This window comes from Exiguobacterium sp. s181, assembly GCF_018617125.1.
Taxonomy (GTDB): domain Bacteria; phylum Bacillota; class Bacilli; order Exiguobacteriales; family Exiguobacteriaceae; genus Exiguobacterium; species Exiguobacterium profundum.
In genome coordinates this window covers 77,407-102,455 of record NZ_JACSJM010000003.1, presented here as the reverse complement: position 1 = coordinate 102,455, position 25,049 = coordinate 77,407, and the positions used below count along the sequence as shown (strand labels likewise).

At 49.7% G+C, this 25,049-nt stretch carries 26 protein-coding genes and 1 riboswitch; of the genes, 14 read left to right on the top strand and 12 right to left on the bottom strand.

Annotated elements, in window-relative coordinates:
- Nucleotides 1-16 precede the first annotated feature (16 nt).
- Complete coding sequence (locus KNO70_RS11915; RefSeq protein WP_078146093.1) at nt 17-1,972, bottom strand: ATP-binding protein; 1,956 nt, start codon at nt 1,970-1,972, stop codon at nt 17-19.
- 189 nt (nt 1,973-2,161) lie between these two features.
- Here KNO70_RS11915 and KNO70_RS11910 point away from each other — a divergent pair, with 189 nt between their 5' ends.
- A complete protein-coding gene (locus KNO70_RS11910; RefSeq protein ID WP_031424354.1) occupies nt 2,162-2,482 on the top strand; it encodes a PadR family transcriptional regulator in 321 nt (106 codons plus the stop codon).
- Entirely contained in the window at nt 2,479-3,510 is a 1,032-nt protein-coding gene (locus KNO70_RS11905) for a DUF4097 family beta strand repeat-containing protein (protein WP_214688904.1), read from the top strand. The genes KNO70_RS11910 and KNO70_RS11905 overlap by 4 nt, the downstream gene beginning before the upstream one ends.
- Nucleotides 3,511-3,546: 36 nt before the next feature.
- Here KNO70_RS11905 and KNO70_RS11900 read toward each other — a convergent pair whose 3' ends face one another.
- The 4 genes from KNO70_RS11900 to KNO70_RS11885 form a co-directional block, all read right to left on the bottom strand.
- Nucleotides 3,547-4,239 (bottom strand): LutC/YkgG family protein, encoded by a 693-nt coding sequence (locus tag KNO70_RS11900; RefSeq protein WP_078146095.1) that lies wholly within the window; start codon nt 4,237-4,239, stop codon nt 3,547-3,549.
- Nucleotides 4,239-5,639, bottom strand: coding sequence for a LutB/LldF family L-lactate oxidation iron-sulfur protein (locus KNO70_RS11895; RefSeq protein WP_305798183.1), 1,401 nt, complete (start codon nt 5,637-5,639; stop codon nt 4,239-4,241). The genes KNO70_RS11900 and KNO70_RS11895 overlap by 1 nt, the downstream gene beginning before the upstream one ends.
- Before the next feature lie 2 nt (nt 5,640-5,641).
- Nucleotides 5,642-6,379, bottom strand: a complete 738-nt coding sequence (locus tag KNO70_RS11890) for a (Fe-S)-binding protein (RefSeq protein ID WP_074034994.1) — start codon at nt 6,377-6,379, stop codon at nt 5,642-5,644.
- Nucleotides 6,380-6,607: 228 nt separating this feature from the next.
- Nucleotides 6,608-7,891, bottom strand: a complete 1,284-nt coding sequence (locus KNO70_RS11885) for an NCS2 family permease (protein WP_031424359.1) — start codon at nt 7,889-7,891, stop codon at nt 6,608-6,610.
- Nucleotides 7,892-8,136: 245 nt separating this feature from the next.
- On the opposite strand from KNO70_RS11885, the gene KNO70_RS11880 reads away from it, so the two are divergent.
- From KNO70_RS11880 to KNO70_RS11865, 5 genes are all read left to right on the top strand, one after another.
- Nucleotides 8,137-8,370 (top strand): hypothetical protein, encoded by a 234-nt coding sequence (locus KNO70_RS11880; RefSeq protein WP_078146096.1) that lies wholly within the window; start codon nt 8,137-8,139, stop codon nt 8,368-8,370.
- Nucleotides 8,371-8,380: 10 nt separating this feature from the next.
- Nucleotides 8,381-9,340 (top strand): LacI family DNA-binding transcriptional regulator, encoded by a 960-nt coding sequence (locus KNO70_RS11875; protein ID WP_078146097.1) that lies wholly within the window; start codon nt 8,381-8,383, stop codon nt 9,338-9,340.
- Between the two features lie 67 nt (nt 9,341-9,407).
- Complete coding sequence (locus KNO70_RS11870) at nt 9,408-9,689, top strand: HesB/YadR/YfhF family protein (RefSeq protein WP_074034990.1); 282 nt, start codon at nt 9,408-9,410, stop codon at nt 9,687-9,689.
- A gap of 97 nt (nt 9,690-9,786) precedes the next feature.
- Nucleotides 9,787-9,921 (top strand): hypothetical protein, encoded by a 135-nt coding sequence (locus tag KNO70_RS16265; RefSeq protein ID WP_015880450.1) that lies wholly within the window; start codon nt 9,787-9,789, stop codon nt 9,919-9,921.
- A gap of 93 nt (nt 9,922-10,014) precedes the next feature.
- The gene (locus KNO70_RS11865; protein WP_214685091.1) at nt 10,015-10,944 is read left to right on the top strand and encodes a manganese-dependent inorganic pyrophosphatase; all 930 of its coding nucleotides are present in this window, start codon (nt 10,015-10,017) and stop codon (nt 10,942-10,944) included.
- Nucleotides 10,945-11,034: 90 nt separating this feature from the next.
- Here KNO70_RS11865 and KNO70_RS11860 read toward each other — a convergent pair whose 3' ends face one another.
- Genes KNO70_RS11860 through KNO70_RS11850 form a run of 3 tightly spaced genes read right to left on the bottom strand, consistent with a single transcriptional unit; the run spans nt 11,035 to nt 14,402 of the window.
- Nucleotides 11,035-12,159, bottom strand: coding sequence for a DUF418 domain-containing protein (locus tag KNO70_RS11860; RefSeq protein ID WP_214685093.1), 1,125 nt, complete (start codon nt 12,157-12,159; stop codon nt 11,035-11,037).
- Nucleotides 12,160-12,179: 20 nt separating this feature from the next.
- Nucleotides 12,180-13,733, bottom strand: a complete 1,554-nt coding sequence (locus tag KNO70_RS11855) for an ABC-F family ATP-binding cassette domain-containing protein (protein WP_015880457.1) — start codon at nt 13,731-13,733, stop codon at nt 12,180-12,182.
- A 60-nt stretch (nt 13,734-13,793) separates the two neighbouring features.
- Nucleotides 13,794-14,402: an NAD(P)-dependent oxidoreductase gene (locus tag KNO70_RS11850; protein ID WP_015880458.1), complete on the bottom strand. Its 609-nt coding sequence runs from the start codon at nt 14,400-14,402 to the stop codon at nt 13,794-13,796.
- 126 nt (nt 14,403-14,528) lie between these two features.
- A riboswitch (purine riboswitch) is annotated at nt 14,529-14,630 on the top strand.
- A gap of 77 nt (nt 14,631-14,707) precedes the next feature.
- On the opposite strand from KNO70_RS11850, the gene KNO70_RS11845 reads away from it, so the two are divergent.
- The 4 genes from KNO70_RS11845 to KNO70_RS11830 are packed head-to-tail and all read left to right on the top strand — an operon-like array spanning nt 14,708 to nt 17,661.
- Nucleotides 14,708-15,289 (top strand): xanthine phosphoribosyltransferase, encoded by a 582-nt coding sequence (locus KNO70_RS11845; RefSeq protein WP_214731308.1) that lies wholly within the window; start codon nt 14,708-14,710, stop codon nt 15,287-15,289.
- Nucleotides 15,286-16,590: a nucleobase:cation symporter-2 family protein gene (locus tag KNO70_RS11840; protein ID WP_214688897.1), complete on the top strand. Its 1,305-nt coding sequence runs from the start codon at nt 15,286-15,288 to the stop codon at nt 16,588-16,590. Before KNO70_RS11845 ends, KNO70_RS11840 begins: the two co-directional genes overlap by 4 nt.
- A 34-nt stretch (nt 16,591-16,624) precedes the next feature.
- The gene (locus tag KNO70_RS11835) at nt 16,625-17,272 is read left to right on the top strand and encodes an NAD(P)H-binding protein (protein ID WP_078146102.1); all 648 of its coding nucleotides are present in this window, start codon (nt 16,625-16,627) and stop codon (nt 17,270-17,272) included.
- A complete protein-coding gene (locus KNO70_RS11830; RefSeq protein ID WP_214685099.1) occupies nt 17,269-17,661 on the top strand; it encodes an RDD family protein in 393 nt (130 codons plus the stop codon). The genes KNO70_RS11835 and KNO70_RS11830 overlap by 4 nt, the downstream gene beginning before the upstream one ends.
- A gap of 22 nt (nt 17,662-17,683) precedes the next feature.
- Here KNO70_RS11830 and KNO70_RS11825 read toward each other — a convergent pair whose 3' ends face one another.
- Complete coding sequence (locus KNO70_RS11825; protein WP_214731310.1) at nt 17,684-18,949, bottom strand: purine/pyrimidine permease; 1,266 nt, start codon at nt 18,947-18,949, stop codon at nt 17,684-17,686.
- A gap of 73 nt (nt 18,950-19,022) precedes the next feature.
- Between KNO70_RS11825 and KNO70_RS11820 the strand changes: the two genes are divergently transcribed.
- Complete coding sequence (locus KNO70_RS11820) at nt 19,023-19,727, top strand: alpha/beta hydrolase (protein ID WP_214685102.1); 705 nt, start codon at nt 19,023-19,025, stop codon at nt 19,725-19,727.
- 34 nt (nt 19,728-19,761) lie between these two features.
- On the opposite strand, the gene KNO70_RS11815 is transcribed toward KNO70_RS11820, so the two are convergent.
- From KNO70_RS11815 to KNO70_RS11805, 3 genes are all read right to left on the bottom strand, one after another.
- The gene (locus tag KNO70_RS11815) at nt 19,762-20,940 is read right to left on the bottom strand and encodes an MFS transporter (RefSeq protein ID WP_214685104.1); all 1,179 of its coding nucleotides are present in this window, start codon (nt 20,938-20,940) and stop codon (nt 19,762-19,764) included.
- Nucleotides 20,941-21,057: 117 nt separating this feature from the next.
- Nucleotides 21,058-21,849, bottom strand: coding sequence for an endonuclease/exonuclease/phosphatase family protein (locus KNO70_RS11810; RefSeq protein WP_214685106.1), 792 nt, complete (start codon nt 21,847-21,849; stop codon nt 21,058-21,060).
- Nucleotides 21,850-21,900: 51 nt separating this feature from the next.
- Entirely contained in the window at nt 21,901-23,529 is a 1,629-nt protein-coding gene (locus tag KNO70_RS11805; protein WP_214685108.1) for a PTS transporter subunit IIBC, read from the bottom strand.
- A 221-nt stretch (nt 23,530-23,750) separates the two neighbouring features.
- Between KNO70_RS11805 and KNO70_RS11800 the strand changes: the two genes are divergently transcribed.
- Together KNO70_RS11800 and KNO70_RS11795 are read left to right on the top strand one after the other, a co-directional pair.
- The gene (locus KNO70_RS11800; protein WP_214685110.1) at nt 23,751-24,515 is read left to right on the top strand and encodes a TrmH family RNA methyltransferase; all 765 of its coding nucleotides are present in this window, start codon (nt 23,751-23,753) and stop codon (nt 24,513-24,515) included.
- Nucleotides 24,487-25,032, top strand: a complete 546-nt coding sequence (locus KNO70_RS11795) for a GNAT family N-acetyltransferase (protein WP_214685112.1) — start codon at nt 24,487-24,489, stop codon at nt 25,030-25,032. The genes KNO70_RS11800 and KNO70_RS11795 overlap by 29 nt, the downstream gene beginning before the upstream one ends.
- Nucleotides 25,033-25,049: the final 17 nt, after the last annotated feature.

Here is a 25,049-nt window from a genome sequence, read left to right as displayed (position 1 = left end):
TGCACCCTCTTTTCGTTTAGCTACTCATTTGATTGGTCATATCCGACTTGGGAAGGCTGACAGTGAAAATGGAGCCTTTGCCGATGTTTGAGGTAGCGTGAATCGTTCCACCGTGACCTTCAGCGATTTCTTTACAAATCGCGAGACCGAGACCGGTCCCTCCAATTTTTCGACTGGCGGAATTGTCGACGCGATAAAACTTGTCAAACAATTTTGGTAGCGCGGTTTGGGGAATCCCGATGCCGTGATCTTCAATTGAAATGTCAATCCAATCCGGTCGTTCACATGTGACACGGACATGGACTTCGCCACCACGAGGCGAATACTTCACGGCGTTGTGCAGGAGGTTCATGAAGAGTTGATTGAGTCGCGTCCGGTCTCCGTATACATAGACGTCTTCCGTGCAATCAAACGTGATGTGATGATGTTGGCTTGAGCCTTGATGCACCGAAATCGCTTGCTCAAGAATAGCGGACAGACGCTCTGGTTCGTTATGGTACGTCTGTTGTCCAGACTCCATCCGTTGTACATCGAGCAAGTTCGAAATCAAGTCTTCAAGACGTAATGTCTCTTGATGAATCATTCCTAAATATTTTTCGGAACGTTCAGATGAAAGTTTTCGGAAACGAAGAAGTTCAGTGAATCCAATGATACTTGTGAGCGGAGTCCGGAGTTCGTGAGAGACGGTCGAAACGAGTTCGGTTTTCAGACGGTCGACTTCGGTCTCGTGCGTCACGTCACGGAAAACGAGCATCGTCCCATGACGTGTCCCTCGCAAGTAAATCTTCTCCGCATACATTTGAATGAAGCGCTCTTCCTGATTCATCGAGAACGTGACGCTCTCTTCTTTACACTGTCCATCGAATGATCGTTCCATGAACGCGAAAAAGGCATCCTTTTGGTCGACCTGCAGTCCGAGCTCCTCAAGGCTAGCGTCTAAACGGTATAAATCGACTTCATTTCGCTGCGTAATCGGTTGATTGAATAAGACGAACAACGCTTGGTTTGCTACTTTCTCACTTGTTGCGTGTTCGACATAGATGACGGCATCGCGAATCGAGTGAAGGAGGCGCGCTGTCTTCTCACGCTCCTCTTCAATCCGATAGCGTTGTGCCGTGAGAGATGTAGCCATTTGCCGGAATGATGTTGTCAATTGCCCGACTTCATTTTTAGATTGGGCGGCCGCCGGTGTCATCGGCTGTCGCTCTCCGGCAAGGCGCTTGCTGTTTTCAATCAACTCTTGCAGTTGACCCGTTAAGCGTCTCACATATGGACGGGCGACGATAAAGAGAATGAAGAGGACACCGAGTAAAGAGAGGAGCCAAAAGGCCTGTGCCCACTTCGTATGGGTCGCAAGCTGAGCACGGAGCGCATCCTCTTCTGCGTTCAGTGAGTTCCGGTATTCCGTGAAGACGCTCTCCATATCGACGATGCTCGCACTCATATCTGCGGCACTTTTTGAATTGATTTTGAATTTACGATCTGCCGGTGGCTCTTGTTGTGGATTCACTTTCCCGAGCGTCGGCATCTTTAAGAAGGGTTCGGTTACACTACCGTCCCGTTTTCCTGCTACATAACGTTCGAGACTCGGCATGACACGTTCCTGATACGCGACAAACAGCGTACGTGCATCGCTCGCGTACGTTTTTTCTTTCTCGGTCACTGCGTTCTGTTCGAACCAAGAGGTCTGTTCGTCAATCAAGACTTGTTTATCTTGCACACGTTCTAACATCGCGTCATCCCCAAGGAGGACATATCCGCGCATTTCATATTGCATCGACTGCCATGTCTCGAACAACTCGGTCGCATTCGTGCGTCGTTCACTGATGTTCTCGAGCGATGACGTCGTCTGTTCGATTTGGTTTTCCGTATACACATATACGGCAAGCGACGTGAGGAGGATCAGTCCGATGAATAAGTAGAAGACGAATAAAAATTGTCTCCCGATCCGTTGGTCAATCCATGACTTCATAAAGACCGTTCCTTCCTAGAATGATGAACATTCCGACTGTGACTAATATCCTACGAGTGTCGTTCTTTCATTGTACAGATTCAACTCTTCAGATGCTAGATATTGAGAAATCAAGGAAATGAACGCTATTGTTTATTGAACAGTAGTGGATAGTATGCTATTGTTCTATGTATAGTAGGGGGTGGGATGATGAATCCTCAATTCAAAAAGGGCGTACTTAACCTGTGTGTGTTAGCACTCGTCGCGGAACAAGACCGCTATGGGTATGAGCTCGTTCAGGCGATTTCGGCCAAAGTGGCCATTTCAGAAGGTGCGGTCTATCCGTTGTTGCGTCGATTGACGACAGAGGGCTATTTCACGACGTATTTAATGGAGTCTGGAGAAGGACCTCCACGGAAGTACTATCAAATTACGGAACAGGGCCGCAAACACTTAGTTGAATTGCGAACGGAATGGAACGTATTCACAAACGGTGTCAATGACTTAATCCGAGGGGGAGACGACAGATGAATGAAGAACAGTACTTGTCAGAGCTCGAACAATTATTGATGAACGTGAAGGTGAAAGATCGGCTTGATATTTTACGAGACGTATCGGAATATTTCACGAGTGGTCGATTAGAAGGAAGAAGTGACGAAGAATTGGCACGTGAGTTAGGGGAACCGAGCATACTCGCATCGGAATTGCTCGCCTCTGTCGATATTGAAGAATCGGTCTCGACGCGACCGCCTGCGGTGGTCAAAAGTTCGAACGTAGCCTTCCAAAGCGTCCTCATTCAAGTTCAAAATGCGCAAGTGTTCGTCACCCCATCACAAGACGGTTATGCGTATGCGACGCTTGAGACGGAGACCGATCATGGGGTCGTGATGGATATCGTCGGGGACACCCTAGAGATACGGATTGAATCCGAACGTCGTTTCGGTCTTTCGGATCTGTTTTCATGGTTCGGGTCAAAGGCACCTGTACTTCGGGTTGAATTGCCTCATCACGCCTATCATCAGATTCAATTGAAAAATCGTCACGGTTCGAGTGATGTACAAGATCTCCAAGCGGAACGCTTCCACGTGGAGAGTGAGAACGGTCGAATCGTCGCACATCACATTCAAGCACGTCATGGTGTCCTGCGCACATCGAACGGAAAAGTGCTCGCATCAAGCTGTCACGGGCACGATTGGGAGCTTCATTCCTCAAACGGTCGTGTCGAAGCGAAACATTCTCAGCTTGAGCGGATCAACATCCATTCCTCGAACGGTCGAATCGATGTCGATCACGTCACGGGAGCGGTCGATGCCAAAACTTCTAATGGACGGATAGACTGTTCCGTACAAGCGATTCAAGCACCGATTCGCTTGAAGACGAACAACGGGAAGATTGACTTACATGTCGATGAACGTCCGGAAGATGTGACGATTCGTGCGAAGTCACGAAACGGGAAAGTTGATGTGTTGGGAGAGCGGTCGAAAGAGTGCGTATTTGGAGACGGATCGATTGAAGTGAAATTAACGAGCTCAAATGGGAGCGTCACCGTATCAGGATGAATATAGCCCCTCCATCGATCGATGGAGGGGCTATACTTATAAATCATGTACCAACACATAGGCGACTCGAACAGGACCATGAACGCCGACGATGAGGTTCATCTCGATGTCGGCCGAGTTCGACGGACCAGAGATGAAATTGACACCGTTCGGGGAATGGAGACCGTCTCGGTCGAGTGTGGCAAGTTGTTGTGCCGTTTGCGTCATACGTGGGACAAGGACAGATTTCGGGATGATTGCGATATGGTCTTGTGGTAACAGACTGATTGTCCGTGATCTACCAGGCTTCGCATATTGGACGATTGTCGCACTTTCCGCAAATGCCGCATCCGCAATCGTGATGCCGATGTCCGCTCGAATGGCAAGCTCTCGACTCGCTTCGGGTTGTGACGAATCCCACCAATCAAACGTCTCACTTGTTGTAGGTGCCCAAGCGGAAATTCGCTCATCGTTTTCTGCGAGAATCCGTGCGCCATGATAGCGTTCAATCAAGAGGCGAAGCGTATCATCAAGCTTCGCAGATTCACATTCCACCAAATCGGTATGGATTCGGGTCGCGACCATGCGGAACGTCTCGAGCAGCTCTTCTTCACTCGCGTCTTTCAACACCTCATCTTGCGGACGATGTGTATATTCCCGTTTTGGCGGCGTGAGCTTGACCTCACGACCGAGTTGCTTGGCGATTCGTTGTAGAAAGTCCTCACGGTTTGTGATTGTACCAGGATTCATCAGGCATCCCCCCGTTTCTTGAACCAATCTCGGACGGTCTGTTTGTTCGGCTGCGGCAAGTCTTTCGAGTCCGTCCAAGCCGGTAGCCCTTTCTCAATCTGACCCGAGGTGGCGAACGGTGATGTCGCAAACGGTGCGACATGTTCCGCTGCTTCGAATAAGAATGGACTCGAAGCGGTGACGGCAAATCCTTTCATCGCAATCCGCTCCACGAAAGGTGATTGCTTTTTCTCCTCTACGATGACGCGTCGATGTTCAATCAACAGCTCATGCAGCGGAATCTTTACAGGACACGCCTCCGTACAGGCGCCACAGAGACTCGACGCATAGGGGAGTTCTTTATAGTTCTCGTATCCGTCAAGAAGCGGAGCCAAGACGGCACCAATCGGACCTGGATAGATTGACCCGTACGCGTGACCACCGATATGGCGATAGACGGGACAGACGTTGATACAGGCCGCGCAGCGGATGCATTGCAACACCGATTGGAACTGTGTCCCGAGAATACCAGAACGCTTGTTGTCGACGATGACAAGATGGAACTCTTCTGGTCCATCGACTTCACCGACCGCGCGCGTCCCGGCGAACGTCGTGATGTATGACGTGAGTCGCTGACCGACCGCGCTTCGACAAAGCATGTTGACGAGCACCTCGAACTCTTCATAAGACGGGACGACGCGTTCCATGCCCATGACAGAGATGACCGTATCAGGGAGCGACGTCACCATGCGTCCGTTCCCTTCGTTGGTCACAAGCCCGACGGCTCCACTCTCTGCGATGGCGAAATTACAGCCGGTGATGCCGACTTCTGCCTTCAAAAAGTCTTTTCGTAGTTCTTGTCGTGCATAGCGTCCAAGTTCAGTCGGATCGTTCGACCCGCTGTAGCCGTGGGCAGTGAACGTCTCATGCACAGCGTCGCGGTCTTTATGCAGGGCCGGGGCGACGATGTGGGACGGTGGATCTTCGTCGAGTTGTAAAATCCATTCACCGAGATCGGATTCGACGACAGTACATCCTTCTTCCTGAAGTGCCTCGTTCAAGCCGATTTCTTCCGTGACCATCGATTTCGATTTCACGACATGTTTGGCTTGTTTCGACCGGACGACTTCTCGGATGTAGCGGTTCGCTTCTTCCGGTGTCTCCGCGAAAAAGACGCTTCCACCACGTTTTGAGACATTCTCGCTCAATTGATATAAGTAATAGTCCAGATGTTCCAGCACATGTTGACGAATTTCTTCCGAATGGTCGCGAAACGCTTCCCAGTCCCCGAGTTCACCTGCAGCATTCAACCGGCCATCCCGTAGACGGTTTTGAGCCGAACTGACGGCCTGCCGCATGAACGCATCTTCGATTCCATCTTTTCGTCGATCTTGAAACTTCTCATCCAATCGAATCCCCATGCTCATGCTTGCTTCACTCCTTCGTTCAACACTTCGGCAATATGCATCACTTTAATCGGATGTCCCTGTTTATGAAGACGTCCGCCGATGTTCATCAGACATGACGCATCCGCTCCGATCAACACCTCTGCGCCTGACTGTAAGATGGAATCGACTTTTTCATCTACCATCTGCACCGACACATCTGGCATCTTGACGGAGAAGGTCCCACCGAACCCGCAACAGTTATGTACGTTCGCGAGGGGGACCATCGTCAGTCCATCGACGTTTCCGAGCAACTTTCCGGGAGCTGCTTCGATTCCGAGGAGGCGGGTCATGTGACAAGACGCATGATAGGTCGCTTTGGCGGGAAACTTGGCACCGACATCAGTGACTTCGAGCACATCGACGATGAACTGTGTCAGTTCGAACGTTTTGGCGGCGTGCGCTTCAGCGCGAGGACCCCACACAGGATCATCTTGGAACAAATGCGGGTAGTCGCGCATCATCATGACACACGACCCCGATGGTCCGACGATATATTCTGCATCTGCTTGTTCAAATGTTTCAATCATGTGCTTGGCAACCTTTTTCGTCTCCTCATGATAGCCGCTGTTGTAGGCAGGCTGCCCACAGCATGTCTGCTCAAAGGGGAACGTCACCTCGCACCCTAAATGTTCGAGTAGTTCGACTGTCGCTTGTCCGACGGATGGAAACAACGTATCAGATAAACAAGTGACGAATAAAGCTACATTCGGCATAGCCATTCCTTCTTTCCTCTGATGATAACGATTTCAACGTCATTATTTCATAAAGCGTAGGAAAGTGACAGAAAAATGAGGAGAAAAACTGATTTATTTGTAAAATCCTGTCTAATTGATAACGTATCTCACTGAACCGATATTCATCTCGTTTCTGATATAAAACAGGTAGGAAGTACGTATAACAGAAAAAAATCCTCGACACATGACGAGGATCTTTTGTCTAACTTATAGGAAGAACATTTCCAAGATGAAGAGTGCGCCGAACAAGTAGATGAGCGGGTGAACCGTCTCTTTGTTCATCGCTTTGAAGATCGGGTACAAGATGAACCCGAAGGCGATGCCGCGTTCGATGCTTCCTGACAAAGGCATGATCAAAATCGTCATGAAAGCCGGGAAGTATTCGCTAAAGTCGCTCCAGTCGATGTACCGGACATTCGTCAACATGAGTGCACCGACGATGATCAAGGCGGGAGCTGTGATTGCCGCTACGCCAGAAATGGCGCCGATAAGTGGGCTGAAGAAGAGTGTCAATCCGAATAAACCAGCGACGACGGCCGTCGTGAGACCTGTACGTCCACCTTGCGCGACACCGGCAGCAGACTCGATGTATGCCGTAGACGGGCTCGTTCCGACGAGTGATCCACCCATTGTGGCAAGTGAATCGGCAAAGAGTGCACGGTGACCATTCTCAATTGTTCCATCTTCTTTTAAGAGACCTGCCTGTTTTCCGACACCGACAAGCGTACCTGTCGTATCAAAAAGCGTGACGAGGAAGAACGAGAGGACAGCACCGAACAAACCGTATTGAATGACATCACTAAATGCCGTCACGGGGTTGACCATGAGCCCTTCCGGAAGTGTTGGCATCGCCGTGACACCATCGATTTTTAAGATATCCATGAAGTATGCTGCAATCCCCGTGAGTACCATCCCGATGAGTAAAGAACCGGGTACGTTTCGTGAAAAGAGGAGTGCCGAGACGATCAAACCACCGAGTACAAGTAGTACTTCTGGAGAAGACACGTCACCGAGACGCACCAAGTTCGCTTCATCAGCAACGATCAAACCTGATAGTTTTAATCCGAGTGAAGCGATGAAAAGACCGATTCCGGTCGTGATGGCATGCTTCAACGAAGTCGGAATCGCTTGAATCAACTTCGTCCGAATTGGAGAGAGCGACAAAATCAAGAAGAAGACGGACGAGACGAAGACGACACCGAGCGCGGCGGACGGGGCAATCTGTTCTTGAGCGACAAGCGTGTAAGCGAAGAATGCATTGAGCCCCATCCCGGGTGCTACAGCGATCGGTAAGTTCGCATAAAACGCCATCAAGCCTGTTCCGATGAGGATGGCAATAATTGTCGCCGTGAATGCTTGTGCGAACGGAATCCCTGCGTCAGATAGAATCGCTGGGTTGACGACAGAGATGTACGCCATCGTCACGAACGTTGTGATCCCAGCAGTCACTTCCTGTTTAACATTCGTACCATGTTGTTTTAATTGAAAGATATTCATCGATAAAACTCCTTATTTCAGTCTATTTCCGAACATTAATTGAGGAAAATTCTTAAATTAACGTTTTCAACTTGATGACTATACAAAAATGTTTGATTCCCGTCAATTGTTTTGAGTAAAAAACATGAAAAATGAAATTTGAAGACAAATAATGTTCGGAAATAAACTTTATTAAAAAAGATGCTTGCTCTGAAACGCGTTTCAGAAGATACGGTATAGACAAAGGGAGGGGAACCGATATGAAACCGACAACGTGGAAAACATGGTGCTGTGGAATCGTATACGAGCTCGTCATCAATCAGTTGTACACACCGTTTGGGAAAATGTTGTGTACTCGTTTCCGTGAAGAGTTTCTTCATCTGCCGTTAGAGGAGCGCTTCCGTCTCGTTCAAGCGATTCGTTGTCAAGTCGTCGAAAGAGGTGACAGTCAGCAAGCAGAGTGGGTACACTATATGCAAAGGCTTACAAGTTGAGGTGAGATGAATGGCAAACATTCGAGATATCGCGAAGCACGCTGACGTTTCGGTGACGACGGTCTCACGCGTCCTGAACGAGCATCCGTACGTATCGAAAGAAAAACGAACCCGTGTACATGCGGCAATGAAGGAGCTCGGGTATTTGCGAAATCAACAAGCGTTGACGTTGTCGACAGGGAAGACGCAACGAATCGTCGTCATCCTACCTTATATGAATCATCCTTATTACGGTTTCTTCGTTAATGGGCTCGCCAAGGCGGCGCTCGAGCACGATTATCGCCTCGTCATGTGGCAGACGGAGTATAAAATGAGCGAGGAACGACAAGCGCTCGATTTATTGAAGCACCGTGAAGTCGATGGGGCGATCGTCTTGTCTCATGAGATGTCCTTTAAGGAAATGGAGACATATCGCGTGTACGGACCGATTGCTGTGGCGACCGTCGGTGCACCGGAGACAATTTCGTCGATCCATGTCGATCATTACGCGTCGTTCGTATCAGGTATTCGTGTGTTACAGCAATACGGATACGAAGAGATTGGAATCATCTTGTCAAGAAGCCATAGTCCGAGTTCCCTTGCGCGTCAGCAAGCCTATTTCGATGAAGTAGCGCATGCGCGTGAGCAATGGATTTGGACGGGCTATTTGACGAGTGAGGACGGTATTCGGCTAGCTGAAACGTTCCTCTCTCAAAAAGAGCGTCCTCGAGCGCTCTTTTTCTCGTCCGATTATGTCGCCCTCGGATTTTTAGGAGAGATGCAACGGCGAGACATCAAGATTCCTCAGGAAGTCGCCATGCTCGGGTTTGACGGACATCCGATCGGTCATGCATTCGGACTGTCGACGATGCTCTCACCGAATGAAGAAATCGGGCGACGTTTATTTGAAACGACGCTCGCTGAAATGAATGGTGCGCAACCGGAGACGCATGGCATGACGGTGAGCTATCAAGTTGGCACAACACTTTAGGCAACTTCCTCGCTCGACTCTTTTGAAACGTTTAGAATGAGAGGAGTAGTCGAGAGGAGGAGATGTTATGAAGATTCAAGTAACAGAAGAAGCGCTCCAATGGTTTAAAGAAGAAATGGAAGTCGAAGCAGGCCAAACGGTTCGTTTGTTTGCAAAGTATGGGGGTTCGACAGACTTGACGCACGGTTTTTCTGTCGGGGTCATCACAGAAGACGTGAACAATGCGGCTGTTGAGACCGAAGAAGACGGCATTCGTTTTGTCGTGGCGGAACAAGATGAGTGGTTGTTCCAAGGACAAGACGTGAAAGTCGAACTTCGCGGAGAAGAAATCGTCTTCGTGCAGGCCTGACGTTTCAGTTTGTTTACGTTTAGTGAAATGTCGTTTGACGAAATCTGGCTTGGGGAACAGATTATGACAAGTCGGATTTTCGAAAGGATGACACGATATGTCAGACAAAGAAAAGCGTGAACAAGAAGAAAAAGAAAAGTTGAAGCGAGATCAGCCGGACATCTCCCATGAAGAAGATTCAAAAGGAGATCATTCCGACCTCGAAGAGACAGATGAAGATGAACAAGCATAAGAGCCGACACGGCTCTTTTTGTTTGGGAATTGAAAGAAATGCCGTGGACGTTATAATGGATAGGGGAAAACTATTTAGTGAGGAGAATGAGACATGAGTACAGTACTAGTCTTTGGACATAAAAATCCAGATACCGACACAATCACGTCAGCGCTCGCCTATGCCGAGTTGAAAAAGAAATTAGGGATGGACGCAGAAGCGGTCCGTCTCGGTGAAGTGAACGGCGAAACACAATATGCGCTCGATCACTTCCGTGTGAAAGCACCACGCTTGATTGAAAGCGTGAAAGGTGAGGCGGAAGAAGTTATCTTGGTTGACCATAACGAGTTCCAACAAAGTGCGGACGGGATTGAAGACGTGCGAATCCTTGAGGTCATCGACCACCACCGTATCGCAAACTTCCAAACGGCAGACCCGCTCTACTATCGTGCGGAGCCAGTCGGATGTACGGCGACAATCTTGTTGAAGTTGTATAAAGAGCATGGTGTCGAAATCGCAGCGGATATGGCCGGTTTAATGCTTTCCGCCATCATCTCAGACTCGCTTCTCTTCAAATCGCCGACATGCACAGGTGAAGATATCAAAGCAGCGAAAGAACTTGCGGAGATTGCTGGCGTCGATGCAGAAACATACGGTCTTGAGATGCTCAAAGCCGGTGCGGACCTTAGCCAAAAAACGATTGAAGAACTCATCTCACTCGATGCGAAAGAATTCGCGATGGGCGACTATCGTGTCGAAATCGCACAAGTGAACACGGTCGATGCGAACGATGTCTTGAACCGTAAAGCGGAAGTCGAGGCGGCGATTGCCAAAACGGTTGCGGCGAAAAACTTAGACTTGTTCGTATTCGCCATCACGAACATTTTGACGAACGATTCGGAAGCCATCGTTGTCGGACCAAAACCCGAACTCTTCGAACAAGCGTTCAACGTGACCCTTCAAAACGGATTGGCGACACTTCCTGGCGTCGTCTCACGTAAGAAGCAAATCGTGCCATTCTTAACGGAAGCGGCAACAAAATAAAAACTCGAAGCCGTGGCCTCGAGCGGAACTGCAGACGTTCATTCGTCTGCAGTTTTTATTTAAAAAAAGACCGGACAATGAAGTCCGATCTTAGGATGATTTTGTTTGTCGTCCGTATGTTCCGAGACGCCATAGTTTCTCAAACGGTCCGTAACGGTGAGTCTTTAGCCACCACATCGAGAAGAACGACTGCGCAATCAAAATGGCGATGCTGAGGAATAGACCTTCGGTTAAGGAAAGCGCCCCGTACGCCCCGAGTGCGATCACTGGCAAGACAATGATCAACGTATGTGTCAGATAGTTCGTGAGTGCCATTCGACCGAGTGCTTGAAGCGGGGCGAACGTCCGACCTTTTCGAACGGCGATGGTGAACAGGCAGATGTACGTTGTAGCGAGCAGTTTTCCGGAAATCCATACGGCTGCTGAGTTCGTGGACATATAAGAGGCGCCATCACCGTAATGATGCCAGATGATGATTCCCCAGAATGGTATGGCTGCTATTGCGCAGATAGCAGCAGTCCGGGTCAATCCTTGGATACTCCAAGTCAGAAGCTTTCGTTCCCGTCCGATGAAGAGACCGAGTAAGAACAGACCGAGAATCTCGATTCCGACAAAAAGTGAATTTTGAATCATAGTAAAAATCTCGTTGTCGAATCGATAGTCTAGCCAAGGACCGAAGCCTGAATTAAAGACCCTCGGGAACGACTCTCCTAAATACATGTATCCAAAAGCCCACTCTACATAGATAGGGGCAACATTGAATAGTAAGAAACTTCCAATCAATAAACTCCACGCCCATGTCAATATCGCGCGGTTACTCAACCCATAAAAGAGAGGAAGCAATAAGCCCCACATCGCATACGTATGTAAGATGTCACCTGACCAAATCGCCAAATGCGCGAGACCGAATAAGAAAAGAATCGCAATACGGCGTATGTAACGACTGACCGATTCGCCACGAGCGTAAGAACGCTCGAGGAAAATCGAAAAGCCGATCCCGAATAAGAGGGAGAAAATCGTATAAAACTTCGTCTGCACGAACAAGTCAAAGAGCGTGCGGACGAACAAGTCGTTCCCGTAATAGTCGGGACGACCAAACATCCAGTCGCTCCCGAGCATGCTCGGGATATTGACGAGGAAAATGCCGCAGAGGGCAAACCCTCGGATAATGTCATACAAAATAATCCGTTCATTCGTTTGAATTGGGCCAGCCATACGACACGTCCTTTACTGAATTAGAATACTTTCGTCGTCCACGATTCACAGTTCCAGACGTCTGTGACGATATCCTCATAGAATTCTGGTTCGTGACTGATGAGGAGGACGCTTCCTTTGTACTCTTTCAACGCACGCTTCAACTCTTCCTTCGCGTCGACGTCCAAGTGGTTCGTCGGCTCATCGAGTAAGAGTAAGTTCGTTTCGTTGTTTAAGAGTTTGCAAAGACGTACTTTCGCCTTTTCTCCACCACTGAGGACAGAGATTTTACTTTCAATGTGCTTCGTCATGAGACCGCATTTCGCGAGCATCGCGCGTACTTGCTGTTGGTTGAGTGATGGGAATTCGCTCCAAATCTCTTCGATACACGTGTTGTTGCTTGATGCGGCTTCCTGTTCGAAGTAACCCATCTCAAGAAACTCACCGCGTTCGACTGTCCCTTCAAGCGGGTTGATCAAGCCGAGTAAGCTCTTCAAGAGCGTCGTCTTCCCGATTCCGTTCGCTCCGACGAGGGCAATCTTTTGACCGCGCTCCATCTGAAGGTCGAGCGGACGTGAGAGTGGCTCATCGTATCCGATGACGAGACCTTTCGCATCAAAGATGAGGCGCCCCGATGTACGTGCCTGCAAGAAGCGGAATTCTGGTTTCGGACGTTCCGCACTCAATTCGATGACATCCATCTTATCGAGTTTCTTCTGACGTGACATCGCCATGTTTCGTGTCGACACACGCGCTTTGTTTCGGGCAACGAAGTCTTTCAAATCCGCGATTTCGGCTTGCTGACGCTTATAGGCGGCTTCAAGTTGCGAACGCTTCATCTCGTACACTTCCATGAACTTGTCATAGTCCCCAACATAGCGGTTCAACTCTTGGTTTTCCATATGGTAGACCAAGTTGATGACACTATTTAAGAACGGGATATCGTGGGAGATCAAGATGAAGGCATTGTCATAGTTTTGAAGATAGCGTTTCAACCACTCGATATGCACTTCATCCAAATAGTTGGTCGGCTCATCGAGGAGCAAGATATCTGGCTTCTCTAAAAGCAACTTCGCGAGCAATACTTTCGTACGCTGTCCACCTGACAAGTCCGTGACGTCCCGGTCGAGTCCGACGTCTAAAATACCGAGGCCGCGTGCGACTTCTTCTACTTTCGCATCGATGATGTAAAAGTCGTTCGAGTCGAGCGTTTCTTGAAGCTCACCGACCTCCGCAAGCATGTCTTCCATCTGTTCCGGCGTCGCGTCACCCATCTCCATGTAGAGTTCGCCGATGCGCGTCTCCATGTCAATCAGGTATTGGAAAGCACCTTTCAAGACGTCCCGAATCGTCATCCCGCGCTCAAGTACTGCGTGTTGATCGAGGTAACCGACACGGACGTTTTTCGCCCATTCGATTTTCCCTTCATCCGGTTGCAGCTTGCGCGTGATGATGTTCATGAACGTCGATTTTCCTTCACCGTTTGCTCCAACGAGACCGATATGCTCCCCTTTTAAGAGGCGGAAAGAGACATCGTTCAAAATAGCGCGGTCACCAAAGCCGTGGCTCAAGTTTTGTACCGTTAATATACTCATAATTCGTTTTCGTTCCTTTCAAAGTAAACTACCCGATATTGTAGCATGAATTGGATCAAATTAGTACGCCAGTCCGACTGACTCCCGTACGTGTTCCTGTTCTTCAATCGCATGAAGCATGAACTGGGCGACGTCTGCCCGTGAGATGTGTTTCCCGTTCTCTGGCACTTCATCGATGGCCGTTCGATACGTCGAGGTGCGGGGGCCGTCCGTCAATTGCATCGGTCGTACAATCGTATAATCGAATGACGAATTTCGCCACAAGTCCACGGCTGCCCGATGATCACGGAGCGGCTTCCGGAGCATGAACGTAATGGCTTTCCCGGCAAGTCCCGGTATCTCATTGTCGATCCCGGCTGAAGCCAAATAGACGACGCGTGAGATGCCATTCGTCTTCATCGCTGGGACGAGCTTGTCCGTGACACTCGCTAAAAAGTCCGGATCGCTCAAATCCGTTCCGAGACAGCTGATGACCGCATCATGACCGTGCATCGCTTCTGTTAACGCATCGATGTCATATAAGTCGCCTTCGATGATTTCAAGTTGTGGGGTCCGAATCAACTTTTTCTGTTCACGTACGAACGCGGTGACGTCATGACCGTGCTCGATGGCTTGGTCGATGAATTGATGTCCGGTCCGACCGGTTGCGCCTAATACGAATAACTTCATAAGGGCAAGGCTCCTCTCTCATATCCAATACATACAGTATACAGCAGTTTCAGAAAAATCGAACATTTCGCCGTTTGATTGCAACCTATTGCATTTCTCGTCAGCTCGTCTACAATAAAGTTTATCTTAAATAAATAGATTCGCACTCGTATATCAGCGGAAATATGGTCCGCAAGTCTCTACCGAACTACCGTAAATGGTTCGACTACGGGTGGCGCTTGTCGTATGCTATCGTTGATTTCCATGCGGTTCGTTGCCTCCCGATGAGGGGTGACGAATCGCATTTTTTAATGGAGGGGACAACAATGAAGCAGTTAGAAGACAAAATCCGTGAAGAGGGTCGGGCCTTATCCGACCAAGTGTTGAAAGTTGACGCCTTCTTGAATCATCAAGTCGACCCGGTACTTATGCAAGCCATCGGCAAAGAATTTGCAGAACGTTTCAAAGACGCTCAAATCGACCGCATCGTCACACTCGAATCGAGCGGGATTGCGCCAGCGATGATGACGGCGCTTGAGATGGGCATCCCGTTCGTATTCGCGCGTAAACGGAAATCGCTGACGCTCCAAGACGACCTCGTCGAAGCGGATGTTTATTCGTTCACGAAACAGGAGACGAACCGCATCAGCTTGAGCCGACGTTTCGTCTTATCAGGCGAACGCGTTCTTGTCATCGATGACTTCCTCGCGAACGGGGAAGCGGCACTCGGGCTGACACAACTCGTCGAAGCGGCAGGTGCAGAAGTTTCAGGTGTTGGCATCGTCATCGAAAAATCGTTCCAACCAGGGCGCGATAAACTGATTGAGCGTGGTTATCGCGTCGAATCGCTAGCGTGCGTCGCGAAATTAGAGAAAGACCATATCTCGTTCGTGGAGGTCGTTCGATGAATACATTCAAGACAGCAAGTCTCGGATTTCAGCATCTGCTCGCCATGTACACGGGAGCGGCAATCGTTCCACTCATCGTCGGGGGTGCCATCGGGCTTGGTCCAACCGAACTCGCCTATCTTGTCGCAATTGATTTATTCATGTGTGGGGTAGCGACGTTATTACAAGTATGGACGACACGCTTTACGGGTGTCGGATTGCCGGTCGTCCTCGGATGTACGTTCACGGCGGTCGGTCCGATGATTGCGATTGGAAGCGCAAATGGAATTACGGCCATTTATGGCGCGTTGATTGCCAGTGGAATCATTGTTATCCTCATTTCCGGATTTGTCGGGAAGCTCGCACGTTTCTTCCCGCCGGTCGTTCTCGGTTCGGTCGTGACGATCATTGGTCTCTCACTGATTCCGGTCGCCATCAATGACATCGGTGGCGGGATGCCAGGTGAGCCTGGATTCGCATCGATGCAGAATCTAGGATTAGGTGGCTTTACGATTTTACTCATTCTCGTCTTGAACCGTGTCGGGACCGTCTTCACACGCGCCGCTGCTGTCCTCTTTGCCGTCCTCATCGGAACAGGGGTTGCTGCTTCGCTCGGTCTCGTCGATTTCAGTCCTGTCCGGGAAGCGGGTTGGTTCCAAATGGTTCAACCGTTCTACTTTGGGATGCCGACATTTGATGTGTCCGCGATCCTCGTCATGACGCTCGTCGCCATTATCTCGATGATTGAATCGACAGGTGTATTCTTGGCGCTCAGCGATATCACGAAAAAGCCGATTGGTGCGAACGAATTGACGAAAGGGTATCGTGCGGAAGGTGTCGCAACGATTCTCGGAGGGATTTTCAACAGCTTCCCGTACACGACGTTCAGTCAAAATGTCGGACTTGTTCAATTGTCAGGTGTAAAATCGCGCCGTGTCATCTTCTGGACAGGTGGATTGCTCATCTTGCTCGGCTTCCTTCCGAAAGTCGCTACGTTCACGACATTGATTCCAAAACCTGTGCTTGGGGGAGCGATGCTCGTCATGTTCGGAACGGTCGCTGCTTCCGGCATTCGAATTCTGAGCCAGGTCGATTTTTCGAAAAACGAGAACTTGATTACCATTGCCCTCTCAATCGGTGTTGGGCTCGGTATTACCGCCAATCCAGCCATCGTCGCAAACATGCCGGAGTGGCTGCAGTTGTTCACGGATAGTGCTATCGTGGCAGGTTCATTCACGGCGCTCGCATTGAACGGATTTTTCCGTATGATGGACCGATTCCGTCCCGGGACAATCATTGCCGAGGAACGGCAAGTCAGCTAGACTGAAGGAAATAGTAGTCTAGGAGGAGTCACGAATGGGGAAAACTGCACTTGTCGTAGGCGCGACCGGTTTGATTGGCCGCGAATTGGTGGAACAGTTGTTAGAGAGTGACCGTTATGATGCGGTCTGGATCGTTGTCCGTCGCTCGAAGCGTTGGAGTCATCCGAAGTTACATGAGATCGTCGGTTTCGAGGAGATGGATTCATCCCTTCCACAGATCGACGACGTGTACTGTGCGCTCGGCACAACGATTGCGGTAGCTGGCTCGCAAGAAGCGTTCAAACAAGTTGATTTAGAATTACCACTTGAAGTGGCCCGTGTCGCCAAGGCACACGGTGCGACGCGCTATGCGGTCGTATCGGCACAAGGCGCATCATTGCGTTCGACTTTCTTTTACAACCGTGTGAAAGGGGAGCTTGAGAACGCGTTACGTATTTTCAACTTCCATCACTTGATTATCGCCCGTCCTTCTCTGTTACTCGGAGAGCGTGATTCATTCCGCTTCGGAGAGAAGGCGGCCGAGGTCATCAGTCGACCGTTCCAGTCAATCTTGCTTGAGAAGACACCGGAAGTCGCACCGATTCAGGCGCTTCATGTCGCTCGTGCCTTGATTATGGCGTCTGAAGAAGGCGAAGGAATCGAAGTGTTGACGTCAGGGATGATGCAGAGGATGAGCCGATGAATCCATTGACAAAAAAGCGAACCAAAGCAGTCATGATTGACAGTGTCATTGCAGGTCTTGTCAGCGTGGGCGTAGAACAGCTCGTACGAAAGAAAGTAAAGAGCGAGTTCGTGCATGCGGTCATCACACCGACACTACTGACATATGCCATGGAAGCGTGGCAAATGAGTCGGGGTGGACAAACAATCGGTTATAAACTGATGGGACTTGAATTGACAAACGATGACGAAACGCCTGTCACGGCAAAACAAGCGCTACAACGCGCCCTGCATCGTGATACTTCGTCAGTCGTTCGTTATTGGAAAGACCGTGCGCATTTCGAACAAGAAGAAGGCGCTGTTTTACCGCACGATGCCCGTTACCATATGCATGTACGTGAAAAGAACTGACCAATACGGCCAGTTCTTTTTTTCAATCCTTGATTTTACTTAAGATGGCAGTTGTTAAGGCGACAATTGTTCCGAGAACAAGCCCGTTAGAGAAGACGGTCGCAAGAAGCGGTGGCAGGTCATTCATTGAACCGGGTGGTAATAACATCGCCCCGGCACCGATGACGAGCGGGAGCCCGACTGTGAGGGATGCCGTGGACTGCTTCAATTCAAAGGCCGCCTCATTGATTCCGATGATGATCATCGTTGCAATGAGCGGTGTCACGATTGCATAACCGACAGCGGCCGGGATGCTCGCAATCAACGAGACGAATGGACCGATGAGTGCTAACCCCATCATGAGGGCGTGGGCAACCAAATGCGGAGCACGCTGGACGCTCTCCGTCGAAGAGAGGAAACCAGCTGTCCCGGAGATGGCGACAGGACCCGGTGTGCCGAACAGACCAGCCACGATTTGACTGACGCCACTGGCGACACCCGATGCGGGAACGTTTCCTTTGATTTCTCGTTTTTCGCGAGAACTGACGATGCGCTCAATCAACTTGATGTTCGCAAGGACGTTCGTCATGAGAAGTAGGGTGATGACGAAAGCCGTCGGCAACAAGTTCCAATCCCACACCCAATTTCCGAACGGAAGAAGTTCCGGTACGAGGAAGAAGGATTCCGAACGGACGACAGGATTTCCAAGGTCGAGTAAATGGAACAAGCCGAACCCGACGAATAGCGTCATGACGAGCCCATATTGTTTAAAGCGACTTTGCTCGAGCGTGAGTGCGAACAAGACGAGCCCAGCCGTCGCCACTGCCTGAACAATATTGATTCCGTCTTCCGTCACCCCAAAGCCACCTTTAATGACAGCACCTGACAATTGAAGGACGAGCAAAATCATATAGACGCCGAGCACTTGCGGTGTAAACAGGGCGAGCATGCGTCTTAAGATGCCGGTGACGGTCAACAACACACCGAGGATTCCGCTCAAAAACAGCATGAATCCGAGTGCCTGCAGCGTCTCTTGCTGACTTCCATATAGAGCGGGACCGATGGAGGCGTATAAGGTGAAGACACCCCACCAAATGCCGGCAGGTCCTTCGAGTATCGGGAGGCGATGGCCGAGCAACGTCTGAATGATGCTGAAGAGTGCGAAGATGAAAAGTGAGCGGGATATAAAGGTCATCGTCTCATCTGGTGACAGTTCAAACAAGGCGGCGATGGAGAGTGGTGGTACAATATTTGTAGCTAAAATAAAAATAAACCACTGAATCGTCGTGGTTATATTACTTCTGGTCATGGTGTCCCCCTGATCATGCTTTTTCTTATTAGTGTAACGTTATGATGAAGTGGATGCAAATGGAGGCTATATAATGAAGAAATTCTTCAAGTGGACCGCACTCTCAATCGTAGGATTGCTAATCATCGCGGTAGCAGGCTTTTTAATTTGGACGCAGTTCACGTACGAACCGACCGATGAAGCGACACGGTATACCGAAGAGGGGAAAGTGGTCGACAACCGTCTCGAGTTTGGAGATCCGACGAGTGAGGTCGGAATCATTCTTTATCCAGGGGCGAAAGTGGAGAAAGAGGCGTATGCGTATTATGGAACACGTTTAGCCGAGGAAGAGTATTTCGTCGCCATTCCGTCGCTTCGACTCAACTTAGGCATTTTAGATATCGACGCAGCCGATCCAATCATCGAGGCACATCCGGAGATTGAACGCTGGATCGTAGCCGGTCATTCACTCGGAGGTTCGGCGGCGTCGGGTTACGCGCTTGAGCATCAAGAGTCGGTAGAAGGTGTCATTTTCCTCGCATCATATCCGATCAGCTCGATGGTCGATAGTGACTTACGCGTGCTATCCATCTCGGGTGAGTTGGATGGATTGGCTGTCCCGGAAGACATCGAGGCGAGTCGAAGCGACCTACCTGCCGATAGTCAATTCGTACAAATCGAAGGCGGGAATCATGCCAACTTCGGAATGTATGGTCCACAAAAAGGCGATCAGGAAAGTCCGCTCACATCGAAAGAACAACTCGACGAAGTCCTATCAGCAATTCTCGAATGGTTATAAAAAACGTGCGCACCTTCATCGAGGTGCGCACGTTTTAGCGTTGATCGAGTGAATAACTGACTGCGGTCAACCCGGCTGTGACGAGGGCGACCAAACCACCGACGAGCGCGAGCGTCATGATAGGGCTCGTCGCGTAGACGACACCACCAAGAGCGGAACCAAGTCCGATTCCGACGTTACTCGCCACAGGCATAAGTGATGAGGCGAGACCTTTGGCGTTCGGATTGAACTTCTCCGCCAAATCGATCAAATAAATCTGAGTCGATGTCGTCAATAAAATCGCCATGAACGACATGAGGGCGATATTGAGGAGACCGAGCGTCACATTCGACGTCGTCACGAATAACGCGGCCAGGACGAATGCCTGGACGAGAAAGACGAACCGTAAGCGTCCGATCGGATTGTGACTGGCGATTTTTCCGGCAGCGATATTACTGAAGATCGAGATGAATCCGTAGGCGAATAAAATCGGACTGACCCAAGCGACCGGGACGCCGAGGACATCTTTTAAAATCGGCACGAGATACGTATATATGACATACGTCGCCCCGAAACCGAACGCCGGAATCAAGAAGGCGATCAAGATACGCGGATTCGTCAGGAGTGCCATTTGTTCACGGAGTGATGCTTTTTCTTGAGACAATTGATTCGGCAAGACACGATAAATGGCAATCCAGGCGACTGCACCGAGCAGAGTCGTCAACCAAAACGTGGACTCCCATCCTGCCTGTTGTCCGATGAACGTTCCGATCGGAACCCCGAACACGTTCGCCATTGTAAAGCCACCGAAAATAAAGGACACGGCCACACCCCGTTTTGCCGGAGGGACGCTCTCGCTAGCGACGAGCATGGCAAGCGAAATTAAGACACCTGTGACGACAGCCGTCAGCATGCGCAAGACGAGTAACCACTCATACATGGGAGCGAGACTGCTTAATAAGTTCAGGACGGTGAAGAGAATCGTCAAGCCGAGCATCAATTTACGTTTTGGAAGATGGCTCGTCAAGGACATCGTGATTGGCGTGCCGACGGCAAAGCTGATGGCGAATGCCGATACGAGACTTCCTGCTGTCGCGATGGAAATGGATAGACCGCTTGCGATATCAGGCAAAATGCCGACGATGACAAATTCACTCGTTCCGAGAACGAAGGTTAATAAGGATAGGGATAAAACTAAAGTCCAGTCGCTTCGACTGAGCGAGCTTGTCTTCATGTTCAAACACTTCTTTCTATTTCATTCATTAGTAGTTAGACATCAGTCTTTTATCACGTTACAAGATTTTCCCCAAAAGAAAAACCCTTTTCTCCCAAGTCGGAAGAAAAAGGTGCATCAACGCCAAAACACTGTGGCTTCGACACCGGCGTGGTCGGAGACGACAGGTCCGTTTTCGCCGTCGAAGACGACAGCATGACGGGAGACGTGAATGGGTGCATTCGTCAACATCAAGTCGATGCGTAGCGATTTCTTGTTTTCATCCCATCCGGCGATTTTCCCTTGGACGGTCGCATCACCTTCGCGTTCCGTTGCGAGATGGAACAAGTCTTGAAGCCCATTCTCCATCAAATAATCGTATCCCTCGCCTCGAATGAAGGCATCGTTGTTGAAATCACCGAGTAGGAGCGCATGGTCGTCATGCTCGACGCGACGCAGTAGTTCGTCGAGTTGATGCTTCACTGGCTCCTCTTCGTCATGCCACCATCCGAGGTGACACGAGTAGACGGTCGTCGGCGTTTCAAGACCTTCAATCACGGCTTTGACAATTTTACGGGACTTGTAATTGTCAGGGTCCGTCGTCTTGGATACGAAGAACGACTCGGTCGATAGAAACGGTGTCCGTGACAAAATGGCGACGCCTTCCTCGTAAATGTCATATCCGTAATGGGCAAAGTCCCATGTCATGTGATAGTGAAGATCTAACTCTTTCAGGCGCTCGACGAGGACGTGTGCGAAGTTGTTTTCACGGATGTTCCCATAGATGAGGGGGGCCTCTTTATGTTGATTGACTTCTTGAAGCGCGATGAAGTCATACTCTTCGCTTGCGATACGTTCGACAATCGCGTCGATTTTCTCTTGTTGGCGGTCTTCTAACCAGGCATGACAATTGAGCGTTAAAATATTCACGATAGTCCTCCTTTAGAAAAAGGCCAACTCTCGAGCGAGTTGGCCAGTAGATTATGCACCGATGACGTCTTGAATGTCTGATTTCAATACGTCGGCTTTCGGGCCATAGATGGCTTGGACTCCACGGTCTTTCACGATAAGACCCATAGCGCCATTTTTCTTCCATTCTTGTTCGTCAGAGACGAGTGTAACGTCTTTAACGGTCACACGAAGACGAGTCATACATGCGTCGACATCCTCAATGTTTTCTTCCCCACCGAGAAGTGCGATAATCCCCATGACTTGTTCGTCACCTGTAACGGATGATTTTTCTGTCGTTTCTTCCATGTAGTTCCCGTTACGTCCTGGCGTCGGTAGGTTCATCTTCTTAATGAAGAAGTTGAAGACACCGAAGTTGAGGAAGAAGAACACGACAGAGACGAGCACGAAGTTGATCAAGTCTTGAAGAAGTCCTGCTTTGACAATCATCGGAATGCGCGTCAAGAGTTCGATTGCACCGAAAGCGTGTACACGTAAGTCGATGATATCTGCCAATGCGAAGGCAGCACCGGCCATGAGTGCGTAAACGACATAAAGAACTGGTGCGACGAACATAAACATGAATTCAATCGGTTCTGTGACACCTGTCAAGAAGACAGCGAGTCCGGCTGATAAGAACATCGGCTTGTATTGTGCCTTCTTATCCGCGTCGACGTTGCGGTACATCGCATACGCGGCACCAATCAATGCAGCGAATGACAAGATGACTTGACCGACTTTGAAGCGTGCTGGAACGACATCAGCGAGAAGCGTGTTGTATGCAGCCGTATCACCAGCAGCACGCAAGTTGACGAGATCCGTCACCCATGCCAACCAGAGTGGGTCTTGACCGGCAACGACCGATCCAGCTGTCGCACCTGTTAAAATCGTGTATGTTCCACCGAGCTCTGTGTAGTTCATTGGTACTGTGAGCATGTGGTGTAAACCGAACGGTAAGAGGAGACGTTCGAGTGCACCATAAATGAACGGAGCGAGGACTGGCGCCGTGTTACGTGATGTGGCAATCCATTCACCAAAGCTGTTGAGCGCACCTTGGATGGTTGGCCATACAATCGATAGAACGAGGGCAGCAACGACTGAACCAAGGATAACGACGAATGGTACGAAGCGCTTCCCGTTGAAGAACGAGAGAGCGTTCGGCAACTTGTTGAAGTTGTAGAAACGGTTATATAGTGCACCACCGAGGAAACCGGCGATAATCCCGACGAACACACCCATGTTGAGGGCAGGTGAGCCGAGTACAGATGTGAAGTAATCAGCGACGACAAGGTTCGCACCGAAGAGTGACTCGATTGTCGCTTCTGGATCTTGAAGCATGTCACTGTTGACACCGAAGATGGCACCTGTGACACGGTTGATCAAGATGAAGGCGAGAAGTGCTGCGAATGCACCGCCGGCACGATCTTTTGCCCACGAACCACCAATCGCGACTGCGAAGAGGATATGTAAGTTGACGATGATGCCCCAACCTAAATCTTCAATGATACGAGCTGTTGTTAATAAGATACCGACATCTCCGGCTGACATTCCAATCAATTTTCCGATGGAAATCATCAAACCGGCAGCTGGCATGACGGCGATGACGACCATCAAAGCCTTACCGAGTTTCTGCCAGAAATCGAATGAGATCAATTGTTTCATGCTATACGCTTCCTTCCTATGAGGGAGTTTTATCTATTTTTGTGTCTACCAATAGTGCAATCGCTTGCATAAATAATTGTAATCGATTGCATAAATTCGTGCAACCGTTTTCGCTATTTTCATTTGTTTTCATTTCCGAAGTGAGAATAGCAGATGTGAGGCGAACTTGTCAGTCGAATCGAATCTAGCTACAATATGATAGGTTGAAGGGAGCGAGAAAGATGGGTTGGAGACAGACAACATCTGCTTTGACGAAAGACGAGCAGATTGAATTAAAAGAAGAGTTGTTGCGGAAGGGTGTATTGCAGGAAGACGATCTTCCTCTATATGAGATGCTCATGCCAGATCGAATCAAACGGATGTATGAAGTATTGAATACACGAACGAACCATATCACGATTTTGACGGAAGGTGTCGACGATCCGCACAATCAATCTGCCGTATTGCGTTCGGCCGATGCGTTCGGGGTGCAGACGTTACACGTCGTCGAAGGGCGTGCGAAGTTCAAACCGAACTCGATTATCGCCAAGAGTGCCGACCGTTGGGTGGACGTCGTCGAGCATGGCTCCATCGAAGAGGCGATTGACGCTTTAAAAGAAGACGGTTATCAAGTATATGCGACGGCATTGAGTGAGGAAGCAATTCCGCTCGAAGAGGTGGATGTGTCGAAGCCGACCGTTCTGCTATTCGGGAATGAACATAGTGGTGTCTCGGAAACAGCACTTCATAAGGCGGACGGGAACTTTGTTATTCCGATGCAAGGATACGTACAAAGTTTGAACATCTCCGTGGCGGCGGCGATTTCCTTGTACGATGTCACGACACGGTCACGACATATCGTGACGGATGGCTACGAGCTTCCGGTCGAAGATCAAGCGCGCATCTTCAAAGACTGGATGGTCAAGAGTTTGCCGAAGCGTACGCTCGGACTATATAAACAAAAAGGTGTCACAGCTTTTGAACGGGAGACAGGAAATTCAGAATGAACGGCGAAATGAACAGACGTACGGAATCTTTGTCCAGAAACTGAAAGGGGATGGCACGATGAGTACGACGAGTTCATTTATCGTAAAAGATGTGACGAACAACTTTAAGGATTTTGAAGAGGACTTCTTCCGGCTGTACCGCACGTTATACGGTGACCTCGATCAGTTGCGATTTAAAGAGCGCCTGTATCGGCACGCCAATCCGTTAGTGCTGCTGGCTTTCTCTGAAGAGCAGCTAGTTGGCTTTAAAATTGGTTATGAGGCGGAGCCTTATCGGTTTTATAGCTGGGCGGGCGGCGTACATCCGGACTTCCAAAAGCATGGCGTCGGTCGCAAGCTGATGGACACGCAACTCGAATGGGTCGAAGCGCAAGGGTTCCATTCGATTCGGACGAAAGCACGCAATACGAACAAAGGGGTCATCATCTTGAACCTCCTTTGCGGATATGACATCATGGGCGCTTACACAGAAGATGGCGAGCCGCGCATCATGATGGAGAAACAACTGAACAGTTGAATGGATGCCGCGGTCGT